Origin of the sequence: Microbulbifer sp. VAAF005 (assembly GCF_030012985.1) — a bacterium.
Classification (GTDB): Bacteria; Pseudomonadota; Gammaproteobacteria; order Pseudomonadales; family Cellvibrionaceae; genus Microbulbifer.
Genome location: NZ_CP120233.1, coordinates 3,111,081 through 3,130,739, shown reverse-complemented (window position 1 = coordinate 3,130,739; position 19,659 = coordinate 3,111,081). Strand labels below are relative to the sequence as shown.

16 protein-coding genes and 1 pseudogene are annotated in these 19,659 nt (G+C 51.3%); 4 read left to right on the top strand and 13 right to left on the bottom strand.

Annotated elements, in window-relative coordinates; translation table 11 throughout:
• Positions 1 to 173: 173 nt before the first annotated feature.
• The 3 genes from P0078_RS13920 to P0078_RS13910 all read right to left on the bottom strand — a co-directional run bounded on the left by P0078_RS13920 (position 174) and on the right by P0078_RS13910 (position 2,758).
• Positions 174 to 854 carry a phosphoadenosine phosphosulfate reductase domain-containing protein gene (locus P0078_RS13920; RefSeq protein ID WP_282930558.1) on the bottom strand — a complete coding sequence of 227 codons (681 nt, stop codon included), beginning with the start codon at positions 852 to 854 and terminating at the stop codon, positions 174 to 176.
• Between the two features lie 128 nt (positions 855 to 982).
• Positions 983 to 1,426: a GNAT family N-acetyltransferase gene (locus P0078_RS13915; RefSeq protein WP_282930557.1), complete on the bottom strand. Its 444-nt coding sequence runs from the start codon at positions 1,424 to 1,426 to the stop codon at positions 983 to 985.
• A gap of 159 nt (positions 1,427 to 1,585) precedes the next feature.
• Positions 1,586 to 2,758: a class I SAM-dependent rRNA methyltransferase gene (locus tag P0078_RS13910; protein ID WP_353057006.1), complete on the bottom strand. Its 1,173-nt coding sequence runs from the start codon at positions 2,756 to 2,758 to the stop codon at positions 1,586 to 1,588.
• A 369-nt stretch (positions 2,759 to 3,127) separates the two neighbouring features.
• Between P0078_RS13910 and P0078_RS13905 the strand changes: the two genes are divergently transcribed.
• Together P0078_RS13905 and P0078_RS13900 are read left to right on the top strand one after the other, a co-directional pair.
• Positions 3,128 to 4,123 carry a GlxA family transcriptional regulator gene (locus P0078_RS13905; RefSeq protein WP_282930555.1) on the top strand — a complete coding sequence of 332 codons (996 nt, stop codon included), beginning with the start codon at positions 3,128 to 3,130 and terminating at the stop codon, positions 4,121 to 4,123.
• A 426-nt stretch (positions 4,124 to 4,549) separates the two neighbouring features.
• Positions 4,550 to 5,824: a serine hydrolase domain-containing protein gene (locus P0078_RS13900; protein WP_282930554.1), complete on the top strand. Its 1,275-nt coding sequence runs from the start codon at positions 4,550 to 4,552 to the stop codon at positions 5,822 to 5,824.
• Between the two features lie 66 nt (positions 5,825 to 5,890).
• Here the strand turns inward: P0078_RS13900 and P0078_RS24610 are convergent, their stop codons facing one another.
• The 5 genes and pseudogenes from P0078_RS24610 to glyQ all read right to left on the bottom strand — a co-directional run bounded on the left by P0078_RS24610 (position 5,891) and on the right by glyQ (position 12,818).
• Positions 5,891 to 6,292 (bottom strand): hypothetical protein, encoded by a 402-nt coding sequence (locus tag P0078_RS24610; protein ID WP_353057077.1) that lies wholly within the window; start codon positions 6,290 to 6,292, stop codon positions 5,891 to 5,893.
• A 273-nt stretch (positions 6,293 to 6,565) separates the two neighbouring features.
• Positions 6,566 to 8,871, bottom strand: a pseudogene (locus P0078_RS13895) (S8 family serine peptidase); the annotation flags it as partial.
• Positions 8,872 to 9,172: 301 nt separating this feature from the next.
• Positions 9,173 to 9,724 carry a D-glycero-beta-D-manno-heptose 1,7-bisphosphate 7-phosphatase gene (gmhB, locus tag P0078_RS13890; RefSeq protein ID WP_282930553.1) on the bottom strand — a complete coding sequence of 184 codons (552 nt, stop codon included), beginning with the start codon at positions 9,722 to 9,724 and terminating at the stop codon, positions 9,173 to 9,175.
• A gap of 56 nt (positions 9,725 to 9,780) precedes the next feature.
• The gene (gene glyS / locus P0078_RS13885) at positions 9,781 to 11,862 is read right to left on the bottom strand and encodes a glycine--tRNA ligase subunit beta (RefSeq protein ID WP_282930552.1); all 2,082 of its coding nucleotides are present in this window, start codon (positions 11,860 to 11,862) and stop codon (positions 9,781 to 9,783) included.
• Positions 11,862 to 12,818: a glycine--tRNA ligase subunit alpha gene (gene glyQ / locus P0078_RS13880; protein ID WP_282930551.1), complete on the bottom strand. Its 957-nt coding sequence runs from the start codon at positions 12,816 to 12,818 to the stop codon at positions 11,862 to 11,864. The genes glyS and glyQ overlap by 1 nt, the downstream gene beginning before the upstream one ends.
• Before the next feature lie 159 nt (positions 12,819 to 12,977).
• Between glyQ and P0078_RS13875 the strand changes: the two genes are divergently transcribed.
• On the top strand, positions 12,978 to 13,598 hold the full coding sequence (locus P0078_RS13875; protein ID WP_282930550.1) for a lysophospholipid acyltransferase family protein: 621 nt from the start codon (positions 12,978 to 12,980) through the stop codon (positions 13,596 to 13,598).
• Between the two features lie 2 nt (positions 13,599 to 13,600).
• Positions 13,601 to 13,864: an LpxL/LpxP family acyltransferase gene (locus P0078_RS13870; RefSeq protein WP_282934614.1), complete on the top strand. Its 264-nt coding sequence runs from the start codon at positions 13,601 to 13,603 to the stop codon at positions 13,862 to 13,864.
• 33 nt (positions 13,865 to 13,897) lie between these two features.
• Here the strand turns inward: P0078_RS13870 and P0078_RS13865 are convergent, their stop codons facing one another.
• The 5 genes from P0078_RS13865 to P0078_RS13845 form a co-directional block, all read right to left on the bottom strand.
• Positions 13,898 to 15,085, bottom strand: coding sequence for an ABC transporter permease (locus P0078_RS13865; protein ID WP_282930549.1), 1,188 nt, complete (start codon positions 15,083 to 15,085; stop codon positions 13,898 to 13,900).
• Positions 15,086 to 15,148: 63 nt separating this feature from the next.
• Positions 15,149 to 16,309 carry an ABC transporter permease gene (locus P0078_RS13860; RefSeq protein ID WP_282930548.1) on the bottom strand — a complete coding sequence of 387 codons (1,161 nt, stop codon included), beginning with the start codon at positions 16,307 to 16,309 and terminating at the stop codon, positions 15,149 to 15,151.
• Complete coding sequence (locus tag P0078_RS13855; RefSeq protein WP_282930547.1) at positions 16,306 to 17,001, bottom strand: ABC transporter ATP-binding protein; 696 nt, start codon at positions 16,999 to 17,001, stop codon at positions 16,306 to 16,308. The genes P0078_RS13860 and P0078_RS13855 overlap by 4 nt, the downstream gene beginning before the upstream one ends.
• A gap of 46 nt (positions 17,002 to 17,047) precedes the next feature.
• A complete protein-coding gene (locus P0078_RS13850) occupies positions 17,048 to 18,079 on the bottom strand; it encodes an efflux RND transporter periplasmic adaptor subunit (RefSeq protein WP_108731210.1) in 1,032 nt (343 codons plus the stop codon).
• A 97-nt stretch (positions 18,080 to 18,176) separates the two neighbouring features.
• Positions 18,177 to 19,628 (bottom strand): TrkH family potassium uptake protein, encoded by a 1,452-nt coding sequence (locus P0078_RS13845; RefSeq protein ID WP_282930546.1) that lies wholly within the window; start codon positions 19,626 to 19,628, stop codon positions 18,177 to 18,179.
• Positions 19,629 to 19,659 lie beyond the last annotated feature (31 nt).

Genomic DNA, 19,659 nt, shown 5'->3' with positions numbered 1-19,659 from the left:
GTAAATAGAAGAGTCTCCTTTTTGAAAAAATACAGCGAGTCGAGACTCGCCTTTTGTAATAGATTTTATTATTCGGTAAATACGTAAAAAGTAATTACTTTATAAACGGCTGGGATAGAAGGTCTTGTTAAAGAGATAGGCGAAGTACGCTAGTCCTCGCCGAGTATTCCACTCTATTTTTCCAACAGCAATCCGCACTCCCGGTGCTCCTCACCTTTAGTTGGATCAAAGTAAATATCGTTATCGGGGAGGTCATTCTCATAAACATACTCTTCCACATCGATTTCCTTCAGGTGGAACATCGGTGCCACTCGAATAGTACCGTGGTTGCCCTGGGTGAAAATATCCAGGTTTTTGCGGTGCGAATTCTGATCGTGGCGGATACCGTTTAGCCATACATCCGGCTGTAATTCCTGCATAGCGCGGTTAAACGGCTCCAATTTAACGGTCCTGGAGAAGAAGTCATGCTCTGGGGTGTCCAGCTGCGGGATTCCCCCGTACACAGCGTTGTAGTGGGCCGCGGACATCTTCGGTGAGTAGGTGCGCAGGTTCAAATCGAGAGATTTGACCACGTTTTCAATATGGCGATAGGTTTCCGGGGTGTTATATCCATGATCCACCCAAATTACCGGGATATCCGGTTTGGCGCGCGTAACCAAGTGGAGAAAGGCTATCGCCAATGGGCGGAAATTAGTAAAAACCACCGGGTTCTGAGCGTGTTCCATGGTGAACTGCATAATTTCGCTTGGCTTGGCGCCAGCGAAACGAAGGTTCATGGACCCCAGATCCGCATCGTGATGGAAGGTGCGTTCTGGAATAGGCTGTAAAGTTTGGCTGGAAGCGTTGCGTCCCATAAAAATTCAGCGCTCAGGAAAATTATGATGGAGGCATGCTACCCGGTTCAAGAGTCGCGTAGAAACAATAAAAAGAAGTGATTCAAGAAGTTAAAGTTATAAGTAGCGGCTTTCTCACCTTCGATGTGCTAAGTGAAAGCTGCGTCATGTGACATCACGAGTATATGTTGACCGTATTCGGCCTCATAGTGGCGGTCACTTTCGACAAACCCATGCTTTTGGAGAAAGTAACGTGTGCGTAGGTTCTCTCTGAGGAGTTCAGCCTGGAGCCTAGGGAGCCCCCGACTCGCTTTTGATATCAATTGAGCACCTATGCCGCAGTTTGAAAATAGCGGGCTGACGCACAGGTAAGCCAGTCGATAATTCTTGGTAATAGTAATAAATGCTTCAGCCACAGCTGCGTGTCGATCAGTAAACACGATACAGCGTTTGGAGCCCTGGTGGTCCAGGCGGAATTGGTGGCTGCGGTCCAGCCAAAATTGACGTGGAAGAGAGGGGTGGGAGTGAGCCGCAGAGTGCAACCAGAGCTGCTCAAGTCGATCCAGATCTGTGTCTTTTACGGCTCGAAGCATAACAAGCACCATCCTGAACAATTGGGCAAATCCTAGTCAAAAAGGGCGCCACATCCCAAAAAACCCATTGTAAGAAGTGAGTACTTACATCAATTTGAAGGAAGAGCGGACTGAGCTGTGGATACAGTCCGCCGGGGATAGCATGAATTGAAGGTGGGACTAGCCCAGATGGACGAAATGCGCCTTTAAGTAATTGGTCTCAGGGATTGCTGGGTGGACTGGGTGGTCTGCGCCCTGGCCACCACTGGCCAGAATTGACGCCTTGCGCCCCAATCGGTGCGCGGCGCCACGCACACAGTCGAGAAGCTCATCGGATTGCAGATGCATAGAGCAGGAAGCGCTTACTAACAGCCCATCCTTCGCCAACAAACGCATTGCGAGTTCATTGATATGGCGATAGGCCGCCAAGCCGGCTTTATGATCTTTCCTCCGCTTAATAAAAGCCGGTGGGTCGAGCACAATCGCATCAAACCTCTCCCCCTCTGCGACCAACCCTTTGAGGACATCCAGTGCCCTACCCTGGATGGTTTTGAGCTTGTCGGCGAATCCATTGTGATCCGCATTGAGCAAACACCAGTCCAAGGCCTGCTGTGAGGCGTCTACGCACACTACCTCTGCCGCACCATTGGCCAGTGCCTGAATACCCCAACCGCCTGCGTAGGAAAACAGATCTAATACTCTTTTGCCGTTGACCCAGCGATTCAATAGCCTGCGGTTTTCCCGGTGGTCGTAAAACCAACCGGTTTTCTGCCCCTGGTGTACCGGGGCCAGAAGTGGAACGCTGTTCTCCTCGAACGGGACCATCTCGGGTACATCTCCAAAGGCCGCAGTGTGTACCAGCGGCATATCTTCAACTGCGCGACCCTGATGGTCATTGCGCAGCAGGATGCCTTTGGGGTTAACCATCTCGACCAACTTATCCACAATCGTTTGTTGGTAGCGCTCCATTCCCCAATTGCTGACCTGGACTACTAAATAATCCCCAAACCTGTCCACTACCAAGCCCGGAAGCCAGTCAGAGTCACCGTATACCATCCGGTAGCTGGGATGGGAAAAGTACCGTTGGCGTTGCTCAAAAGCAGTTTGTATGCGCTCACAAACAGTATCCTTGGAAAAATCAATAGTTCGGCTGACTATTCGGCCACAAATTAGCTGGCTCGGATTTACAAAAGCAGTGCCAAGTAACTTGCCTTGGCTATCGTGGATTTGGCACTGGCTACCCGCATCAATTCCCTTCAGTGGGGAGCGCTTGGTATCCACCTCATTACTGTAAATCCACAAGTGGCCGCGCTTGAGTCGACGTTCTGCGCCTCGGTTTAGAATCAACTCCACCAAAAGGGAATCTCCGTCAATGGGTACAAAATTGGGGCCAATTGTGCGGACTCCAAGGTGAAGGTCAAGTCTGGATTCCAGTACCTAGGAGGTGTCTATCACTGGGCTTTGGTAAAGAATTTGTGCAAGCAAATGAAAATGAAGGATTTATCATGCTCAGAAATAGAACAGCCTATCTGCATAGATCATCGCTTGATACTGAGGGCGAATATCAATGAAATACACACAAACTCTTGAAGCTTAAAACGCCTACAGTCAGGAGAAGTGCCCTCAAAGTTTCTGTGAAGGGTGTCTAAAGTGACTGAAAATGGCAGAATTTAGCGCCAATACGTCATTCTTGTCACCCAAACACTGTGGAAAACTGCCGAGATGAATAAGCGCCAACAAACAAAAAGTGAAGTTAGAAAGGTCGCCATGGTGGTCTGCCCAGGGGCAACCAGCTTGGATATCACTGGCCCCTTGGAGGTCTTTGCTCTAGCGAATGATCAGCTTCGCTCACAAGGGCGCTTTACCAATGACTATTATGAAATCCAGCTTGTGGGGCTAGATTCGGGCCCAGTTAAAACATCAACTGGTATCAAACTCTACATTGACCAGGCCTTTGAAGATGTCAAAGATATCCACACACTGCTAGTTAGTGGTTTGCCTCCAGAGTCTTGCCTAGAGGCTTGCTCGAATAGCACATTTCTTAAATGGTTGGCCGGACAGCAGGCAAAAGTGGCTCGAATTGGGTCGATATGCAGCGGAGCCCTAATACTTGCCAGAGCTGGTGTCCTTAATGGCCGGCGGGCTACAACACACTGGGCGGATGTGCCGACACTGCAAACATTTCCTGAAATTGAAGTTGATCCAGATGCGATTTTTGTACGCGATGGTAATGTCTACACCTCTGCAGGTATCACAGCAGGAATAGATCTGGCTCTGTCCATGATTGAAGAAGATCATGGGCGGGGCTTGGCGCTTAATCTAGCGCGTATCCTTGTACTGTATCTAAAACGGGATGGTGGGCAGCAGCAGTTCAGTGTTCGTTTGGAGAATCAGATAAATAGCGATCGTTTTGCGGCTTTAATTGAGTGGATGTACCAAAATATAGAGCAACTAATCACTGTAGAAAGGCTGGCTCAAGAGGCGGCAATGAGTCCGCGAAATTTTGCTCGTACTTTTGTACGTGAACTTGGTGTGACACCCGCCCGCTTTCTTGAACAGATAAGAGTGGAAAGAGCATGTCAGTTGTTTTCTGAGCAAAATCAATCTCAGGAGAAGGTCGCAAAACTATGTGGTTTTCAATCCCAAGAGCAATTGAGAAGAGCCTTTAAAAAGCATAAGGGTATTTTGCCGAGTGAATATCGAAAGCGTTTTCACTAAAAATATAATTATTAATTACTTGCAGCCAATTGTTAATATTTAATTTGGGAGATTTATATTTAGCCTAGTTAAAAAGTAAATGATTCTTTAAATCTCTCCCAAACGGAATTTTTAATAATTGTTTATTGAAGGTTAGTTTTCAACTTTAGAGAAAATTTACTGAGTTGGAGGTAAACCTATGAATACCCTAATGGCGCTAGAGTTTATTAGTTTGCCAATGAAATACTTCTTTATGGAAAAATCTAAAAATAAATTTCGATATTGTTCACCGCATAGGAAGCATGGGAATAGAATAAAATTTGAGACCTAGGGCCGACCTAAAATCGTGTCGGAATTGGTCGTAAATGTGTCTCCTGCGACACTTTTAATTGTGTCAAGCTTGCTTTTAAATCGGGCAACAGACCTAAAGCTTAATTCGGAGGGGGTATGAGACGTAAGCTCATATTGATGAGCGTGGCCACACTTCTGTGTGGTTTTACTTATATGTTTTGGCCAGTTTATCAATTCTATGCCTGGTCACTAAATGCAGTGCCGTTAAGTCCATTGGGGTGGCAGGCTCTACCTACAAAAGCGCCGTCCACGCAAGAACTTTCCGATATTGGATTGCAGCTTGCCGCAGGGCAATCGCTTAAAGCAATTGAAGATCATCGTGAGAAAATCGGTGCTCCGGCAATTTCTGCGGCAGTATCTGCTTGTGGTGCAGTAGTTTGGGCAGGGGCCGCCGGCTGGGCCGATTTAGAAGAGCGAGTACCTGTTTCTACAGAGACTCGCTTTCGTATTGGTAGCACCTCTAAGGCTTTAACAGGAACCGCATTGGCGCGTTTGGTACAGAGGGGGGCTATTGATCTGGATAAATCTATCTCAAATTATTTGGAACCCTTACCAAACCCCGATTGGGCGTCAATGACCCCGCGCCAATTGGCCTCCCATATGTCTGGCTTGCCACATTATAAAAAGAACTCCGATTGGCTGGGGTTGTATCAAACTCTGGCACTGGATGTTCACTATGAGGATATGTATCGGGCTCTTGGAATTTTTGATGCTAGTGAATTACTTTTCGAACCGGGTACCGATTTTTATTACAGTACTTTGGGCACAGTTCTTCTGGGAGCCGTTTTGGCTGGTGCTGAGGACAAACCTTACCTGGAAGTGATGCATGATGAGGTATTTACGCTTAGCGGAATGAACAGCACAGAGGTATCGCCACTGAATGGTGATATAGAACGTAATATTGCTCGTTTCTACAAAAGTAATGGCTTGTCTGGCAGTGCCCTTCGCCTGCGGGAATGGCGTCCAGTGGATTTAAGTCATCGCCTGCCGGGGGGAGGCTTTATTTCCACACCCAGTGACTTGGTGAGACTGGGGGCTCAGTTCCTGAAAGCAGACTACTTGTCCCCAGGAGTCCGTGAGATATTTTGGGCGCCACAAAAATTGGCCAATGGTGAAGTGAATGAACAAAACTATGCCTTGGGTTGGCGGGTGACTGAAGTAGAAATCCCTGAGGTAGGATTAACAAAAGTGGCCAATCACGGCGGAGTTAGTCGTGGCAGTCAGAGTTGGTTAATGATATTACCGGAATATCAGCTTTCTGTTGCTGTGAATATCAATCGAAAGACAAAAGATTTTTGGGACTTTGGTCGAGTATCCCTAGACATAGCGAGCGCTTTTATTCATCAGCAGAATACACTCAATTGCGAATAAAAAACCGGCCAAACTCCGGCCGGTTTTGACTTTCACTTCTTACCATCAATTATTAGCGTGTGAGGCCTATTGAGTATTAATCATGACCTGAGTTTCGGAAAATTCTTTTTCTCCGTCACCATGAGCCAAAATACCAAGATGGCGGGTATTGGGAGTAATGTTCATCCACTCCAAAGAAACTACCCCAGTTCCGCCAATCTGTGCTTGAGCCGGCGCATCCACTGCGGTATTTCCATTGTCCCCGTTCAGATTAAAATTGAATAAGCTGAAATTGGTGGGGCCGGCGGATGTCGCATAATCGACAACAACGGCTGCATATTGACCGGGAGAGGGGTTAGCCAGGGAAACTGACTCTGCGGAAGTGGCGCTGCCGCTGGTACCGACTTCGGGATAGTTTGGCGCTGGGCCATAAACTTCCAGGTCCAGGTCGTCACTTCCGCTACCGTCGCCCACATCGGCATCATACATAGCGATATGCGCAAGCTCTGTTCCTTCAGGTATATCAAAGAAAATTACTTGAACATCGCCATCTTCAACAGTGGTTGTAGTGGCCTCACCCTCTGCCAGGCCAGTGACATTCACCTGGAAATCACCGTTGTAGCCGAAGCCCACATTGAGATCGAGGTTGCCATTGGTGCCGCTGCCAGTTAATTGCTGGGGTGCAGCTAGCGGAACAGGGCGAATAGCAATTGGGCTGCGCACGCTAATCTGAGACCCCACGGATTGCCAAGTGAGGTCGCCAAAAACCCAAGTATTCATTTCGGCGGACTCTGTGGCGGTGAAGGTTACTTCAAACTCAGCACTCTCCCCTCCCTGAGGCGCAGAACTTTCGGATTGATATCTACATCGATACCGAGTGGTGCGTTGATGGATGCCCAATACCAACGCTGGCCGGGAGCGACGCTGGTAACCCGGCGTTTGATGGTCTGGCTGCCGAGCAGGTCAGCGACTCCCATAGAAGCGAGGTTCAGGTCGCTGGAATCGATAGAGTATCCCAAGGACGTCAACGCATCACAGGTTGCACTATCGACCAACTCGGGTTGGAGTTCAGCGCCGCAAAGGAAGGCGAGATAATCATTAAAGCCCGCGTCGTAAACCAGACCTGGCTTGAAGGCGTCACGGGGCACTATGGCACCGGCACCCATATCGAATGGTGTTGCATCCGCTAGACCGTAAGACTTACGCAAATCATTGCGCGCAGTCGTCATCAGTGCGGATTTGGCCATTGCCGGGCTCCAGTGCGGGTTAGCCTGCTTTAACAAGGCCATTACGCCGGCCACGTGCGGGCTCGCCATGGAAGTGCCACTCAGAGCCCCAAACAGTTCTCCTCCACTTAATACCGGAGAAATTCCCGCGATAATGCCAACCCCGGGGGCACTGATATCCGGTTTGATAATATCCGGCGCCCCACCGTTCTGGCCGCGGGATGAAAAGTTTGCGACGCGGTCTTCCCTGGCAATCAACTGAGACGGATCAATAACTCCGGAAACTCCGCCACTGGCTGCAAGAGTCTCGCCTTCGTAGAAAGAAATCATCATGCCGGGAATGCGAGTATCCGGGGCCGACATCGTGATCGGATTGATGCGGTCATCGGCAGTACCATCATTGTAAACTACGATAGCTACAGCGCCGGCATCGGCCGCATTATTATATTTATCAGTAAAGGAGCAACCTCCACGTCTCACCAGGGCAATACTGCCCTCCAAAGATTCGCTGTTAGTAACTTCAGTACAAGCTTCTAACGGCTCACTGAGAACAACCTCAGCAGATACTGCTCCAACCTCTTCAAGGCTTACTGTGCCATTGCCCTCACGCCCCTCGTAAATGCCGGAAACCGACTCTGGTGAGGATACTTGTAGGGCTAAGCCAAAGCTCTGGTCATCTTCAGAAGCGCCGACTGCGGTTATCCAAGGTATCCCTGAAGGGGTACCCATGGTCTCTGGGCCAGGCCCGTTATTTCCGGCAGATGTGGCGACAAAAACGCCGGCATCTGCAGCAAATAGGAATGCGATGTCATCGGCACCACTAAAAGTAGTACCAGAGCCACCGATCGAATAGTTGATTACGTCGACACCATCGGCTACGGCCTCATCAATAGCGGCCATTGAGTCGGCCGAAGAGCAACCGCTATCGTCCGGGTCAGGAGCATCCCAGCAAACTTTATACACTGCAATGCGGGCTCGCGGTGCCATTCCGGTAAGGGTTTTCCCGTCTGGAGTAGTAACGCCATAGTTACCGGCGGCCGTTGTGGCGGTATGAGTCCCATGCCCATCTGCATCTCTGGCTGAAAGGAATTCATAGTCCGCCAACTCTTTATTGGCCAGAAATGCATCGGAAAAAGACTTGGCTTTAATCAGCTTGTTGTTACAAGTAAATGCGGCATCATTGGGGTTTTGGTCGCTGTTACCGAATTCACAGCCTTCGCCTGTAAAGGACTCGGGAATTGAACCGTAAGGAACATGGGCTCCCAAGTTGCCTTGCAAGGGTGTCGCTATGTCGGCGACGCTTTCGTGCTCCGGGTGAATACCGGAGTCGATAATACCCACTACTATATTTTCGCCGGTAATGCCCCAGAGCCAGGGGCTGGGCATATCTGTGATACCGAGGAAATCCGCAGTGGAATCGGTATGGGGTTTTAATAGTTCATCTTCCCAAACCCCTTTGACGTCAGCGCGGCCGCGAAGTGCAGCTGCTTCTTTTTCACTCATTACCGCAGCGAAGCCATTAAATGCGGTGTCATATTCGTGAACTGTGCGCGCGTTGGGGATTGTGGATAGAACCTGCTCCCGCCGCGATCTAAGAAAGTCAGAGTAGTGTTGATAGCTACTGCTTTGAGGGTCGAGTTTGCCACGGTTGGCCGGTTTGGTAGCTGATAAGCCCGGGATGGTGCCGCTATAAGAGGTTAGAGGCTCACCATCAAGTTGAACAATATAGATTTTTTTTGTTTTTTCCTGACTCGGGGCAAACTTCTCCGCAGCTGAATCAGCAAGTACGCTGCTGGATAGCAATATACCTGCTGTCAGGGCAGAAAGAATTTTTCTTTTCATTGGAATATCCCTTTTGTTGTTTTGTGCAGGCGGCAACAAAAGGCTTAAAAGAGCTCTCCACCAGGGCAATACTCCATTTCCCTGGCAGAACCACTTAGAGCGTCACTCAAGCCTTGCCCATCCATGGCTTGGCACAACGTGCTGATACAACTATGGGCTCGCCCTCCCGCCAATCGCTTTTATAGGAATGTGTCGTGCAACTCAATAACTTGGCGGGCGGATAAACGTGTTGTGTCGAACACAGTGCACTAAGTTCGAAATATGGCGCACAATTAATCTTGCAGGGGTACCGGTGAGAGATTTACTGGGGGAGGAGATATTTTGAAAAGTGCGCCAAATCAGCGAAAACTGAGGTGGTGGTTAGGCGGGGATCCGGCTGCTCGATTAGGTGCTGTAAAGTCTGATCACCTGCACCGGTTTTTACCAGAACGGGTTTACACCCCTTCTCTAACGCCAGATAAAGATCTGCCAGCTTATCTCCAACCAAATAACAGTCGTGCAGGCTGGTATCAAATTCCGCTTCGATTGCATCTAGCAGACCCGCCAGGGGTTTGCGGCAGCGGCAATTATCTTCAGGGCCGTGGGGACAGTAGAAAATAGCGGCGATTTCGCCACCGGCATCTTCCACCTGAGTACGCATTTTAGCGTGCATTTCTTCCAGGTCATCCAGATCAAATTGGCCCAGCGCCAGGCCACTCTGGTTGGTGGCTATCACCAGTTGATGGCCGGCCTGACTGAGCGCTGCCAGTGCTTCAATACTGCCGGGCAGGGGCTGCCATTCGTCGGCGGATTTGACGAATTTATCGGGATTTTCGTTGATCACCCCGTCGCGGCCGAGAATGATAATTGCCATATTAGTATCTCCCTGATTTGCGAGGCGGGGGTTTAATGCCCCGCCTCTGCAAGTCATTACTTGGCAGGAACCAGTAGGGAAATATCGGCAACTTCGAGGAACAGTGCGCGCAGCTGGGCCAATAGGGCCAGGCGGTTGTTGCGCAGTTGCTCGTCGTCACTCATTACCATCACGTGGTCGAAGAAGCTGTCTACGGTTTCACGTAGGCCAGCCAGACCGGCGAGGCCCTCGGCGAAGAGCGCATCGCTATACAGGGGCTCGACTTCTGTGCGGGCAACCTGTACTGCGGCGAAGAGAGCCTTTTCCGCCTCTTCCTGCAACAGAGCTTCATCAACACTGCTGGGTACAGCACTGTCTAATTTGGCGAGGATATTGGAAACGCGTTTGTTGGCGGCGGCCAAAGCACCGGACTCCGGCAGCTGGCTAAACGCGTTGACCGCGTGCACGCGGTTGTCGATATCCAGCGGGCGCGACAGCTTGCGCGCGGCAACGGACATAAATACTTCGGTGGCGATACCCTGATCTTCGTAACGGGCGCGGAAGCGCTCCAGTACATACTGCAGAGTTTGCTCCACCACCTTGTCATATTCACCCAGGGCGGTGCGCGGGTAGTTGTCGCGGGCCAATTCCAGCAATTCGCGCAGGTCCAGGTCGAGGCGCTTCTCTACGAGAATACGGATGATCCCCAGGCTGGCGCGGCGCAGGGCGAAGGGGTCGCGGGAGCCGCTGGGGGGTTGGCCTATGCCGAAGATGCCGACCAAAGTATCCAGGCGATCCGCCAGGGCGATTACAGTGCCGGTGTCGCTGGCGGGCAGCTCATCACCGGCAAACTTGGGCATATACTGCTCGTACATGGCCTTGGCCACATCCAACGGCTCGCCGTCATTTTCGGCGTAGTAGTAGCCGGCGATGCCCTGCATATCGGCAAACTCGAACACCATCTCGGTAACCAGGTCCGACTTGCACAGGCGGCCGGCGCGCTCGGCCCAGTCGCCGTTGCTTCCGGTTTTCTCAGCGATGGTGCGGGCGAGGGCGGCTACCCGTTCAGTCTTGTCGTAGACGCTACCCAGGTGCTGCTGGAACACGATTTGGCGCAGTTTCTCGCGGCGTGATTCCAGGCTGGTCTTTTTGTCGGTCTCAAAGAAGAAGGCGGCATCCGCCAGGCGCGGACGGATTACGCGCTCATTGCCGTGGATAACCTGGGCGGCATCCTGGCTCTCGATATTGGACACGGTGATAAAGAAAGGCAGCAATTGGCCATCTTCATCTACCACATGGAAATATTTCTGGTGCTCCTTCATGGAGGAGATCAGGGCTTCAGCGGGTACTTCTAGGAAGCGCTCTTCGAAGCGACCGGTGAGGGCTACAGGCCATTCAACCAGTGCAGTCACTTCGTCGAGCAGATCGTCATCGATGACTGCTTCACCATTGACGTTGTTGGCTTCGGCGATCACCTGGGCGCGAATGGCTTCGCGGCGCTCGGCGAAGTCAGCCATTACGTAGCCGGGTTCGCGCAGAACCTGTGCATAGTCGTGGGCGGAGTGGATCTCCAGCTCGCGATTGCAGTGGAAGCGATGACCGCGGCTGGTGTTACCGGCTTTTAAGCCGAGTACTTCACCGTTTACTACCTTGTTGCCAAACAGCATGACGAGCCAGTGCACCGGGCGCACGAACTCCTCGCGGCGCGCCCCCCAGCGCATACGCTTGGGAATTGGCAGTTGAGCCAATGCCTTCTCGACAATGCCCGCTAACAGGGATTCGGTTTCAGCGCCTTTTTGCTCGCTGATAAAGGCCAGGCGCTCGCCTTTGTCGGTCTCTTTGCGTCCCAGCTCTTCAACATCTACGCCGTTGCTGCGGGCGAACCCCTCAGCGGCTTTACTGGGCTTACCCTCTTTATCGAAAGCGGCTTTGACAGCCGGGCCCAGCTTTTCAATTTGTTTGTCTTGCTGCTTATCTGCCAAACCGAATACTGCTACGGCCAGGCGACGGGGGGCTGCGTAGGCTTTAACTTCGCCAAAAGACAACTCGGCGCCTTTGAGGCCCTGGGTAATACCATCGGCGAAAGCGCTCATTAATTTGTGTAACGCCTTGGGCGGCAGCTCTTCGGTGCCCAGCTCTACCAGAAAATCCTGAGCCATTACTGCTTCTCCTCTTGCTCGATGTCTTCCGCCAAAATATCTGCCCGCAGTGCTTCATCTGCCATGGGGAAGCCTAAGGCGCGGCGCGCATCGTAGTAAGCCTGTGCCACGGCGCGGGCCAGGGTTCGTACGCGCAGGATATAGCGCTGGCGCTCAGTTACTGAGATGGCGTGGCGCGCATCCAGAAGGTTGAAGGCGTGGGAGGCCTTCATAACTTGCTCGTAAGCGGGGAGCGGCAGGCCCAGCTCAATCAGGCGTGTGCTCTCGCGCTCGCAGTGATCGAAGGTCGCGAACAGGAACTCCACATCGGCGTGTTCAAAGTTGTAGTGGGACATTTCCACTTCGTTCTGATGGAAAACGTCGCCGTAGGTGACGGGGCTGCCATCCGGGTTGCGGGTCCACACTAAATCGTAGATAGACTCGACACCTTGCAGATACATGGCGATACGCTCAAGACCGTAGGTGATCTCGCCGGTAACTGGGTAGCACTCGAGGCCGCCAACCTGCTGGAAGTAGGTGAACTGGGTAACTTCCATACCATTCAGCCAAACTTCCCAGCCGAGGCCCCAGGCGCCCAGGGTTGGGGATTCCCAGTTGTCCTCAACAAAGCGAATATCGTGGACAGCGGGATCTACGCCCATGGCGCGAAGGCTATCGAGGTACAATTCCTGGATATTGTCCGGGGATGGTTTCATTACTACTTGGTATTGGTAGTAGTGCTGAAGGCGGTTGGGGTTCTCGCCGTAGCGGCCATCGGTAGGGCGGCGGCAGGGCTGTACATAGGCCGCATTCCAGTTTTCCGGGCCTATGGCACGGAGGAAGGTCGCTGGATGAAAGGTGCCGGCGCCCACTTCCATATCCAGAGGCTGTAGAATGACGCACCCTTGGCGCGCCCAATAATCCTGCAGGGCAAAAATGAGTCCCTGAAAGGTACTGAGATCGTATTGCTTGGACACCGCTATCTCCGGATCAGTATCTGCTGTGGGCAAAGGGACGCAATTATAGCGGCAGCGGCTCCTGTGCTTAAAGCGCTATAGCCGCTTCGGAGGTGTCAATGTTCATTCTCGAACTAGATAGCCGTCTCAAAATGGCTTTTGTGGATAGGAAGTAATTCAGTGGATATTAAAGGGCGCCTTGCAGTAGGGGCACTGAAAATCATTGGCAAACTGCCGTTGTCTTGGTCGCGACACCTCGGTTTACTCGTTGGCAAAATTGCTGTGTGGACGCGCTCCGAGGGGCTGCGCCTGAGCCGTATAAACCTGGAGTTGTGCTATCCGGCCATGGACCCAAAGCAGCGCGAACGGCTCGCCAGAGAGAGCGTGATCGGTACTGCAATGACCGGCTTTGAGATGGCGGCCCTATGGAACACCCCCTGGGCCAAAAGTAAGAATGCGATTGTGGGAGTGCGCAACCAGCACTTGCTCGACGGGAGTGAAGAAGGCAGGACCGGCACAATTGTACTGATGCCGCATACGGGCAATTGGGAAATTTTTGGCTTGCATGTAGGCACCCTGGCTCCCTGCACAGTGCTATACCAGCCTCCCAAAATTGAAGCTTTGGACCCAGTTATTCGCAATGGGCGGGAAGTGACCGGTGGCAAGATGGTTCCCACCAACGTACATGGGGTTCGCTCGCTACTTAAGGCTCTCAAAGCCGGTAATTTTGCCCTGATACTTCCCGATCAGGAGCCGGATATGGGGGGGATTTTGCCCCTTTCTTTGGGCGCCCCGCATTGACGATGACCTTGGTTCACAATTTGATACAGCGCACTAATTGCCATGTGGTGTTTGGTTTCGGCAAGCGCGTTGAAGGTGGATTTGAGCTGGTATTTGTTCCTGCGGAAAAGGCCATTTATAGCGATGAGCAGAAAGTTTCCCTGGCGGCGATGAATCGCGGTGTAGAGGCTTGTATTGCCCAGGCACCGGAACAGTATCAGTGGGAATACAAGCGCTTCAGGAAACAGCCGGAAGGCAAGAGTAAAATTTACCGCAAGAAAAAGTAGGGGCTCTTCATAGAAGCCCCCACATAAAATTATTTAAGTCGCGTGCCGGAAAGCGACCACAACCGGCATGCGTGCCGCGCGCCAGGCTGGGAAGAAGCCGCTGATAAAACCGATCACCAGCGCCAATACGGCGCCCTGCACAAACAGGTCTGGGGACATCTCAAAACTAAACACCACCTGGGTAAAACTGCCTCCCAGAGTTGAGGTGTTGAGACCGTCGAAAAACAGGTAAGCAGCTAGGGAACCCAAAAGCCCACCGGCAACAGCTAAAACCATGGCCTCAGCAATAGTGCCGCAGAACGCGGAGAAGTTGCTGAACCCCAATGCGCGCAAAGTAGCGATTTCACGAGCCCGGTCCGCTACCGAGGTATACATGGTGTTGAGCGCCCCGGCCAATGCGCCTAGCGCCATCACAGAGCTGATAATCCAGCCAAAAGTAGCGATATATTGCAGCTGTTTACCCTGGCTGGCGAAGTACTCCTGTTCGGTTTGCGCTTCCAGGTTCAGGCGGGGCTCGCGCTTAATGGTTTCCTGAATGGGCTTGAGATCGCCGTTATTCTCCAATTGCAAACGGATTGACTGGTAGCTGTTACCCCGGTTGTAGTGACTTTGGATAATTTTGATATCTGCCCACAGCTCGCTCTCAAATATATTACCCCCTGTGGAAAAGACCCCAACAACTGTCCACAGGTTTTTGCCAAAGCGCACTTCTTTACCGATTTCGAAACCATTAAATTCACGCAATACCCCTTCACCAACAATCATTTCGTTAGTGCCGGGAGTAAACATTCGCCCCTCCACCATACGCATGTTATTGCGCATGGCCATGCCGGTTTCATTGAGACCGCGCAGGGGGATATTGGCTTCGGTGCCGGTGGATTTCTTCAGGCCATCGACAATAACGTAGAGCTCCGGTGATACCAGCGGGCTGTTCGTATCCCTGGCAACACCGGCCGATTCCGCAATCAGGTTGACCTGGTCCTGCAGGATTACAGAGTTGATTTCACTGGCAGACCCCTCTCGCATCAGGATAGCGATCTGGCTGGAGCCGGCCCCACTCATGGTCGCCTCAAATCCCTTGGCCATAGCGAGAAACGCCAGCAGGATTGCGACGACAACTGCCGAGGCAAATACCATGGCCAGTGACATCCACAGGCGTCGACGCAGGCTGCCCAGATTCATCAGGGTTACCGAAACAATTTGTGCAATAAGAGAACCCATAATTTCTTCTCCTTTAAGGCTTCCCCAGTGAAAACTATTGTGTAGTTTCAGTGGGGCACCAGTTTATTGTTGTCGGTTAAATGCAGTTACTATGTTGAGTCGCAGAGCCTGAAAGGCTGGCATCAGCCCGGTAATCAGACCCAACAACAACATAAATAGAATGGCTTGCAGGGCGATATCACCATCCAAAATCAAGTTAGGCAAAAAGCGGGCAAGGAAGGTTTTTACCCCTTCGACCAGCAGCCAGGCTGCGGCCAGGCCGGAAAGGCCGCCGACAAAGGCAATTAACAGGGACTCCGACAGCACCATTCGGAAAATACGGGTGCTGGAAAAACCCAGGGTTTTTAATACGGCGATTTCCCCGGTACGCTCGCGAATAGCCAGCGCCATAGTGTTGCCAACCACTACCAATATGGTGAAAAAGGCAGTAAACACCACAGAAAAAATAATTAAGCCAATATTTCCGATTTGTTCAATAAAGGCTTTATTAAATGCTTTCTCGGTACTGGTATCGGTTTCATTCTGCGAGTTGGCAAAATTATCATCGATAGTTTTTGCGACGTTTTCATTGATAGCGGGATCATCGGTTGTTAGTGCCATCCAGCCAATCCAGTCGCCACCGAAAGTCTGTGTCTCCATAAAATATTTATAATGAAACAATAATTGGCGTGTATCGTACTGTTCCGTATCCCCTTTAAAAATCCCGGAAATCACAAATTCCCAGGTGTAGCCACCATCTTTGTGCGAAAAAATATTGGAGGATAAAGGAATCCTATCGCCCACTTTCCAGCCGTAAATCTGCGCGAGTTTTTCCCCAACCAAAGCCCCTTGCCGATTGTTAAACCAAGCCTGCTTTTGTTCCTCGGGAATAACAATTTCTTCATAGACTTTTAAATAGGATTCTGGATCTACAGCCATTGAAACGACCTGCCGGCTGGGTTCCTGAAAATAACCGCCAAACCAGTTGAGATGAGTTACATGTTTCACTCCCTCGACGGCTGCAACCTTTTGCACATAGGCAATGGGTAGTGACTGGGTAAAGTTAATTCTATTGAATACCACCAGACGATTATCAGCGGATAATTCCACGCTGGAATTTAATGCGGACTTGAGGCTGGTAACCGCACCGAAAATCAAGAAGGCGATAAAAATAGCAAAGCAGGTAAGGAATAGCCGCAAGGGCTTCCTTGTCATATTTTTAAAAACCAAATAAAAATCACTCATGCCACTATTTCCCTCTGCACAAATTGTCCTTTATCCAGATGCAGGGTGCGCTTGGCGTATCTTGCAGCCGCGGGATCATGGGTAACCATCACGATGGTTTTGCCGTGATCGCGGTTTAACAATTGCAGCATTTCCAGTATTTCATCTGCTGTGGCCCGATCCAGGTCGCCAGTGGGCTCATCACACAGAATCAGTTTTGGATCGGAAACGATCGCGCGAGCGATGGCAACACGCTGTTGTTGCCCGCCGGACATTTCACTGGGCATATGTTTTGCCCGATCACTTAATCCCACCAGGGCCAGTGCGGTTTCCACATTGTGGCGGCGTTGTGATTTGGAGAGATTTGTCAGCAGTAGCGGCAGCTCTACATTGCGCTGGGCATTGAGCATCGGCATTAAATTGTAAAATTGGAAAATGAAACCAATATTTCTCGCTCGCCAGCGGGTTAGGGCGCCTTCATTGAGGGAGTCAATGCGCTCGCTGTCAAACCATATCTCTCCACCGCTGGGTTGATCGACGCCGCCCAACATATTTAACAGCGTTGTTTTACCGGAGCCCGAAGGCCCCATAATGGCAACGAAATCACCGCGATCAATTTCCATATTCAGGGATTCAAAAATGGAAATGGTCTCTTTGCCCTTGGTAAAACTTTTGCTGACATCCTTCAGCTGAAACAACACTTCCTCTGACATCTCAAATTCCCTCTTATAAATACTGTTGTGTTTTTATTGGTGTTTGCTAGGGAGCTGCGGCCTCGCCTGCGAGGAAGCCCACTTTAACGCCCATATCCGGCAGGATTCGGGCATCTTTGTCATCGATAGCGATTCGTACCCGGACAGTCGCCTTGGCTCGATCGGCCGTTGGAATGATGGCGATAACGGTAGCTGGGATGTCCCAGTTCGGATAGGCATCCAGGTTGGCGTTAACTTTCTGTCCCTTGGCAACTCGGCCGATAAAGGCTTCGTTCACATCCACTTCGATTTCGAGTGAATTCATATCCACGATGGTACAGATTCCAGTGCGGGTAAAACCTCCGCCGGCAGAGCTGGGGGCAACTATCTCGCCAGGTTGTGCATTTTTTGTCGTGACTACGCCGGCAAAAGGCGCGCGGATAATATGATCTGCCAGGCGTTCGCGCTGCCTCTCAGCTTCAAGAATGGCGACTTGAATATTGGCGCGGGCACTTTTTAAGTCTGCCCGTAACCCCTCTACCGAGGATTCACTTTGGGTGAGCTGCGCTTTGCTGGAATAATTTTTGTCTCGAAGTCCGGCAAAACGCCGATATTGGCGTTCAGCCTCTTTTAACTTCGCGTGAATACTCGCTTCCTTGGCTTGAAGCACTTGAATTTGTGCCTGGGCAAAATCCAGCGCGACCCGCGCTTTGGCATCATCCAAGCGGGCCAGAACCTGTCCCTCCTCGACCTGCATTCCCTCTTCGACATCCACACTACTGATCAGGCCCATTACTTCAGCAGAGACCGTAGCCATGCGCCTCGGTGTGATATAGCCGGAAGCATTAAGAATGGTCTCGTGAAATTTTTCCTCCCTGGGAATCAAGCTGAGAGTCTTGGCTTGAGGTTCGCTACTTTGGGGGAGCACTGGTGTACTGTCTTCTGCAAATAGAGAAGCGCCGGCAAGGCCTATAACTATGCCAGTAACTAGGCCGACAGATGCCGCCAATATAACTTTGCGCGATGGGGAACTGGGTTCGGGCGCTGTTTCCCGATCAATTTTGAGTTGACCGAGCAGCGCACTAGTATCTCTGCTCATACAGCCTGTTTTTATTAGTTACTTCCTGTAAACAGCAACTGTGGCAGAAATTAAAAAATATTGCCACGCGTTAGCGTGGCCATGACATCTTGTGTCGTTAGTGGCGCCAAAAAGCCGGGGTAAGTAGTACTAGCAGGGTAAATATTTCCAGGCGTCCCATCAGCATCGCCAGGATAAGAAACCATTTGGCGACTTCATTAACCGCGCCATAGTGGGCAGCGGCTTCGCCGAGGGCGGGTCCGATATTACTCAGACAGGAGGCTACTGTAGTAACGGAGGTGACAAAGTCTTCACCGGTGGCGATGACGATAATGGCGAGGATAAAAAAGGATGAAACATAGACCGCAAAGAAGCCCCACACTGCGTCGGTAACTCGATCGGGGACAATTTTGCGATTGATCTTGATAGGGATAACCGCATTGGGATGTACCAGGCGATTCAGCTCGCGCATACCGGACTTCATAATCAGCATACCGCGCACCGCCTTAATGCCCCCCGAGGTTGAGCCGGCGCAGGCACCGAGAATACCTAACAGCAAGAGGACGTAGGGTAAGAATACTGGCCAGGCTGAGAAATTTTCCGAGGCGAAGCCGGCAGTGGTGCTGATCGAGACCACCTGGAAGAAACCGTGTAGCAGGCTGTTACCGGGGGAGAAGATATTCAATATCCACAGGTAACAGCTGATCAACAGGCCGGCACCGAGAATCAGCATAACGTAGAAGCGGAATTCTGAGTCGCGCCAATAGTGGCTGAGGGTCCTGTTGCGAAATGCGAAGAAATGCAGACCGAAGTTAATGGCAGCAGTAAACATAAACACGATACAAATAATCATGATCGCGCGGTTGTGGGCGTAGAACCCCATACTGGCATCGTGGGTGGAGAAGCCTCCATTGGCCACAGTGGAAAACGCATGGCCAACGGCGTCGAATACCGTCATGCCGGCCCACCAGTAGCCGATGCCGCAGAGGATTGTTAGAATCACATAAATAACAATTAGTGCCCGTGCTGTCTCGGCAATACGTGGAGTCAATTTGGTATCTTTTACCGGGCCGGGAATTTCTGCCTTATACAGCTGCATACCACCGATACCCAGCATCGGCAGGATGGCCAGGGCGATAACAATTACGCCGATACCGCCAAACCACTGCAACTGCTGGCGGTAGTAGAGAATGGCAGGAGGCAGTGAGTCCAACCCGGTAATCACCGTGGCGCCGGTGGTTGTTAGCCCCGAGATGGATTCAAAAATAGAGTCGGTGATACTCAAATCAGGCTGTGGGCTGATAATAAAGGGTAGGGCACCGAAGCTGCCCAGTACCAGCCAGAACAAAGATGTCACCACGAATCCGTCCCGGGTGCGCAGGTCTTCGCGCAAATCGTGCACTGGCAGCCACATGAACAGGCCGGTGATCAGAGTGATGACGAAAGCTGCGACAAATGCGCTGTGAGTACCATCTTCATACCAAAGGGATACGCCAATCGGCGGCAGCAGAGTCAGGCTGAACACCGTCAAGAGAATTCCAAAAACTCGCGCAATTACCGCAATTCGCATTGGCGCCTATCAGCCTATCGTTATTTGTTGC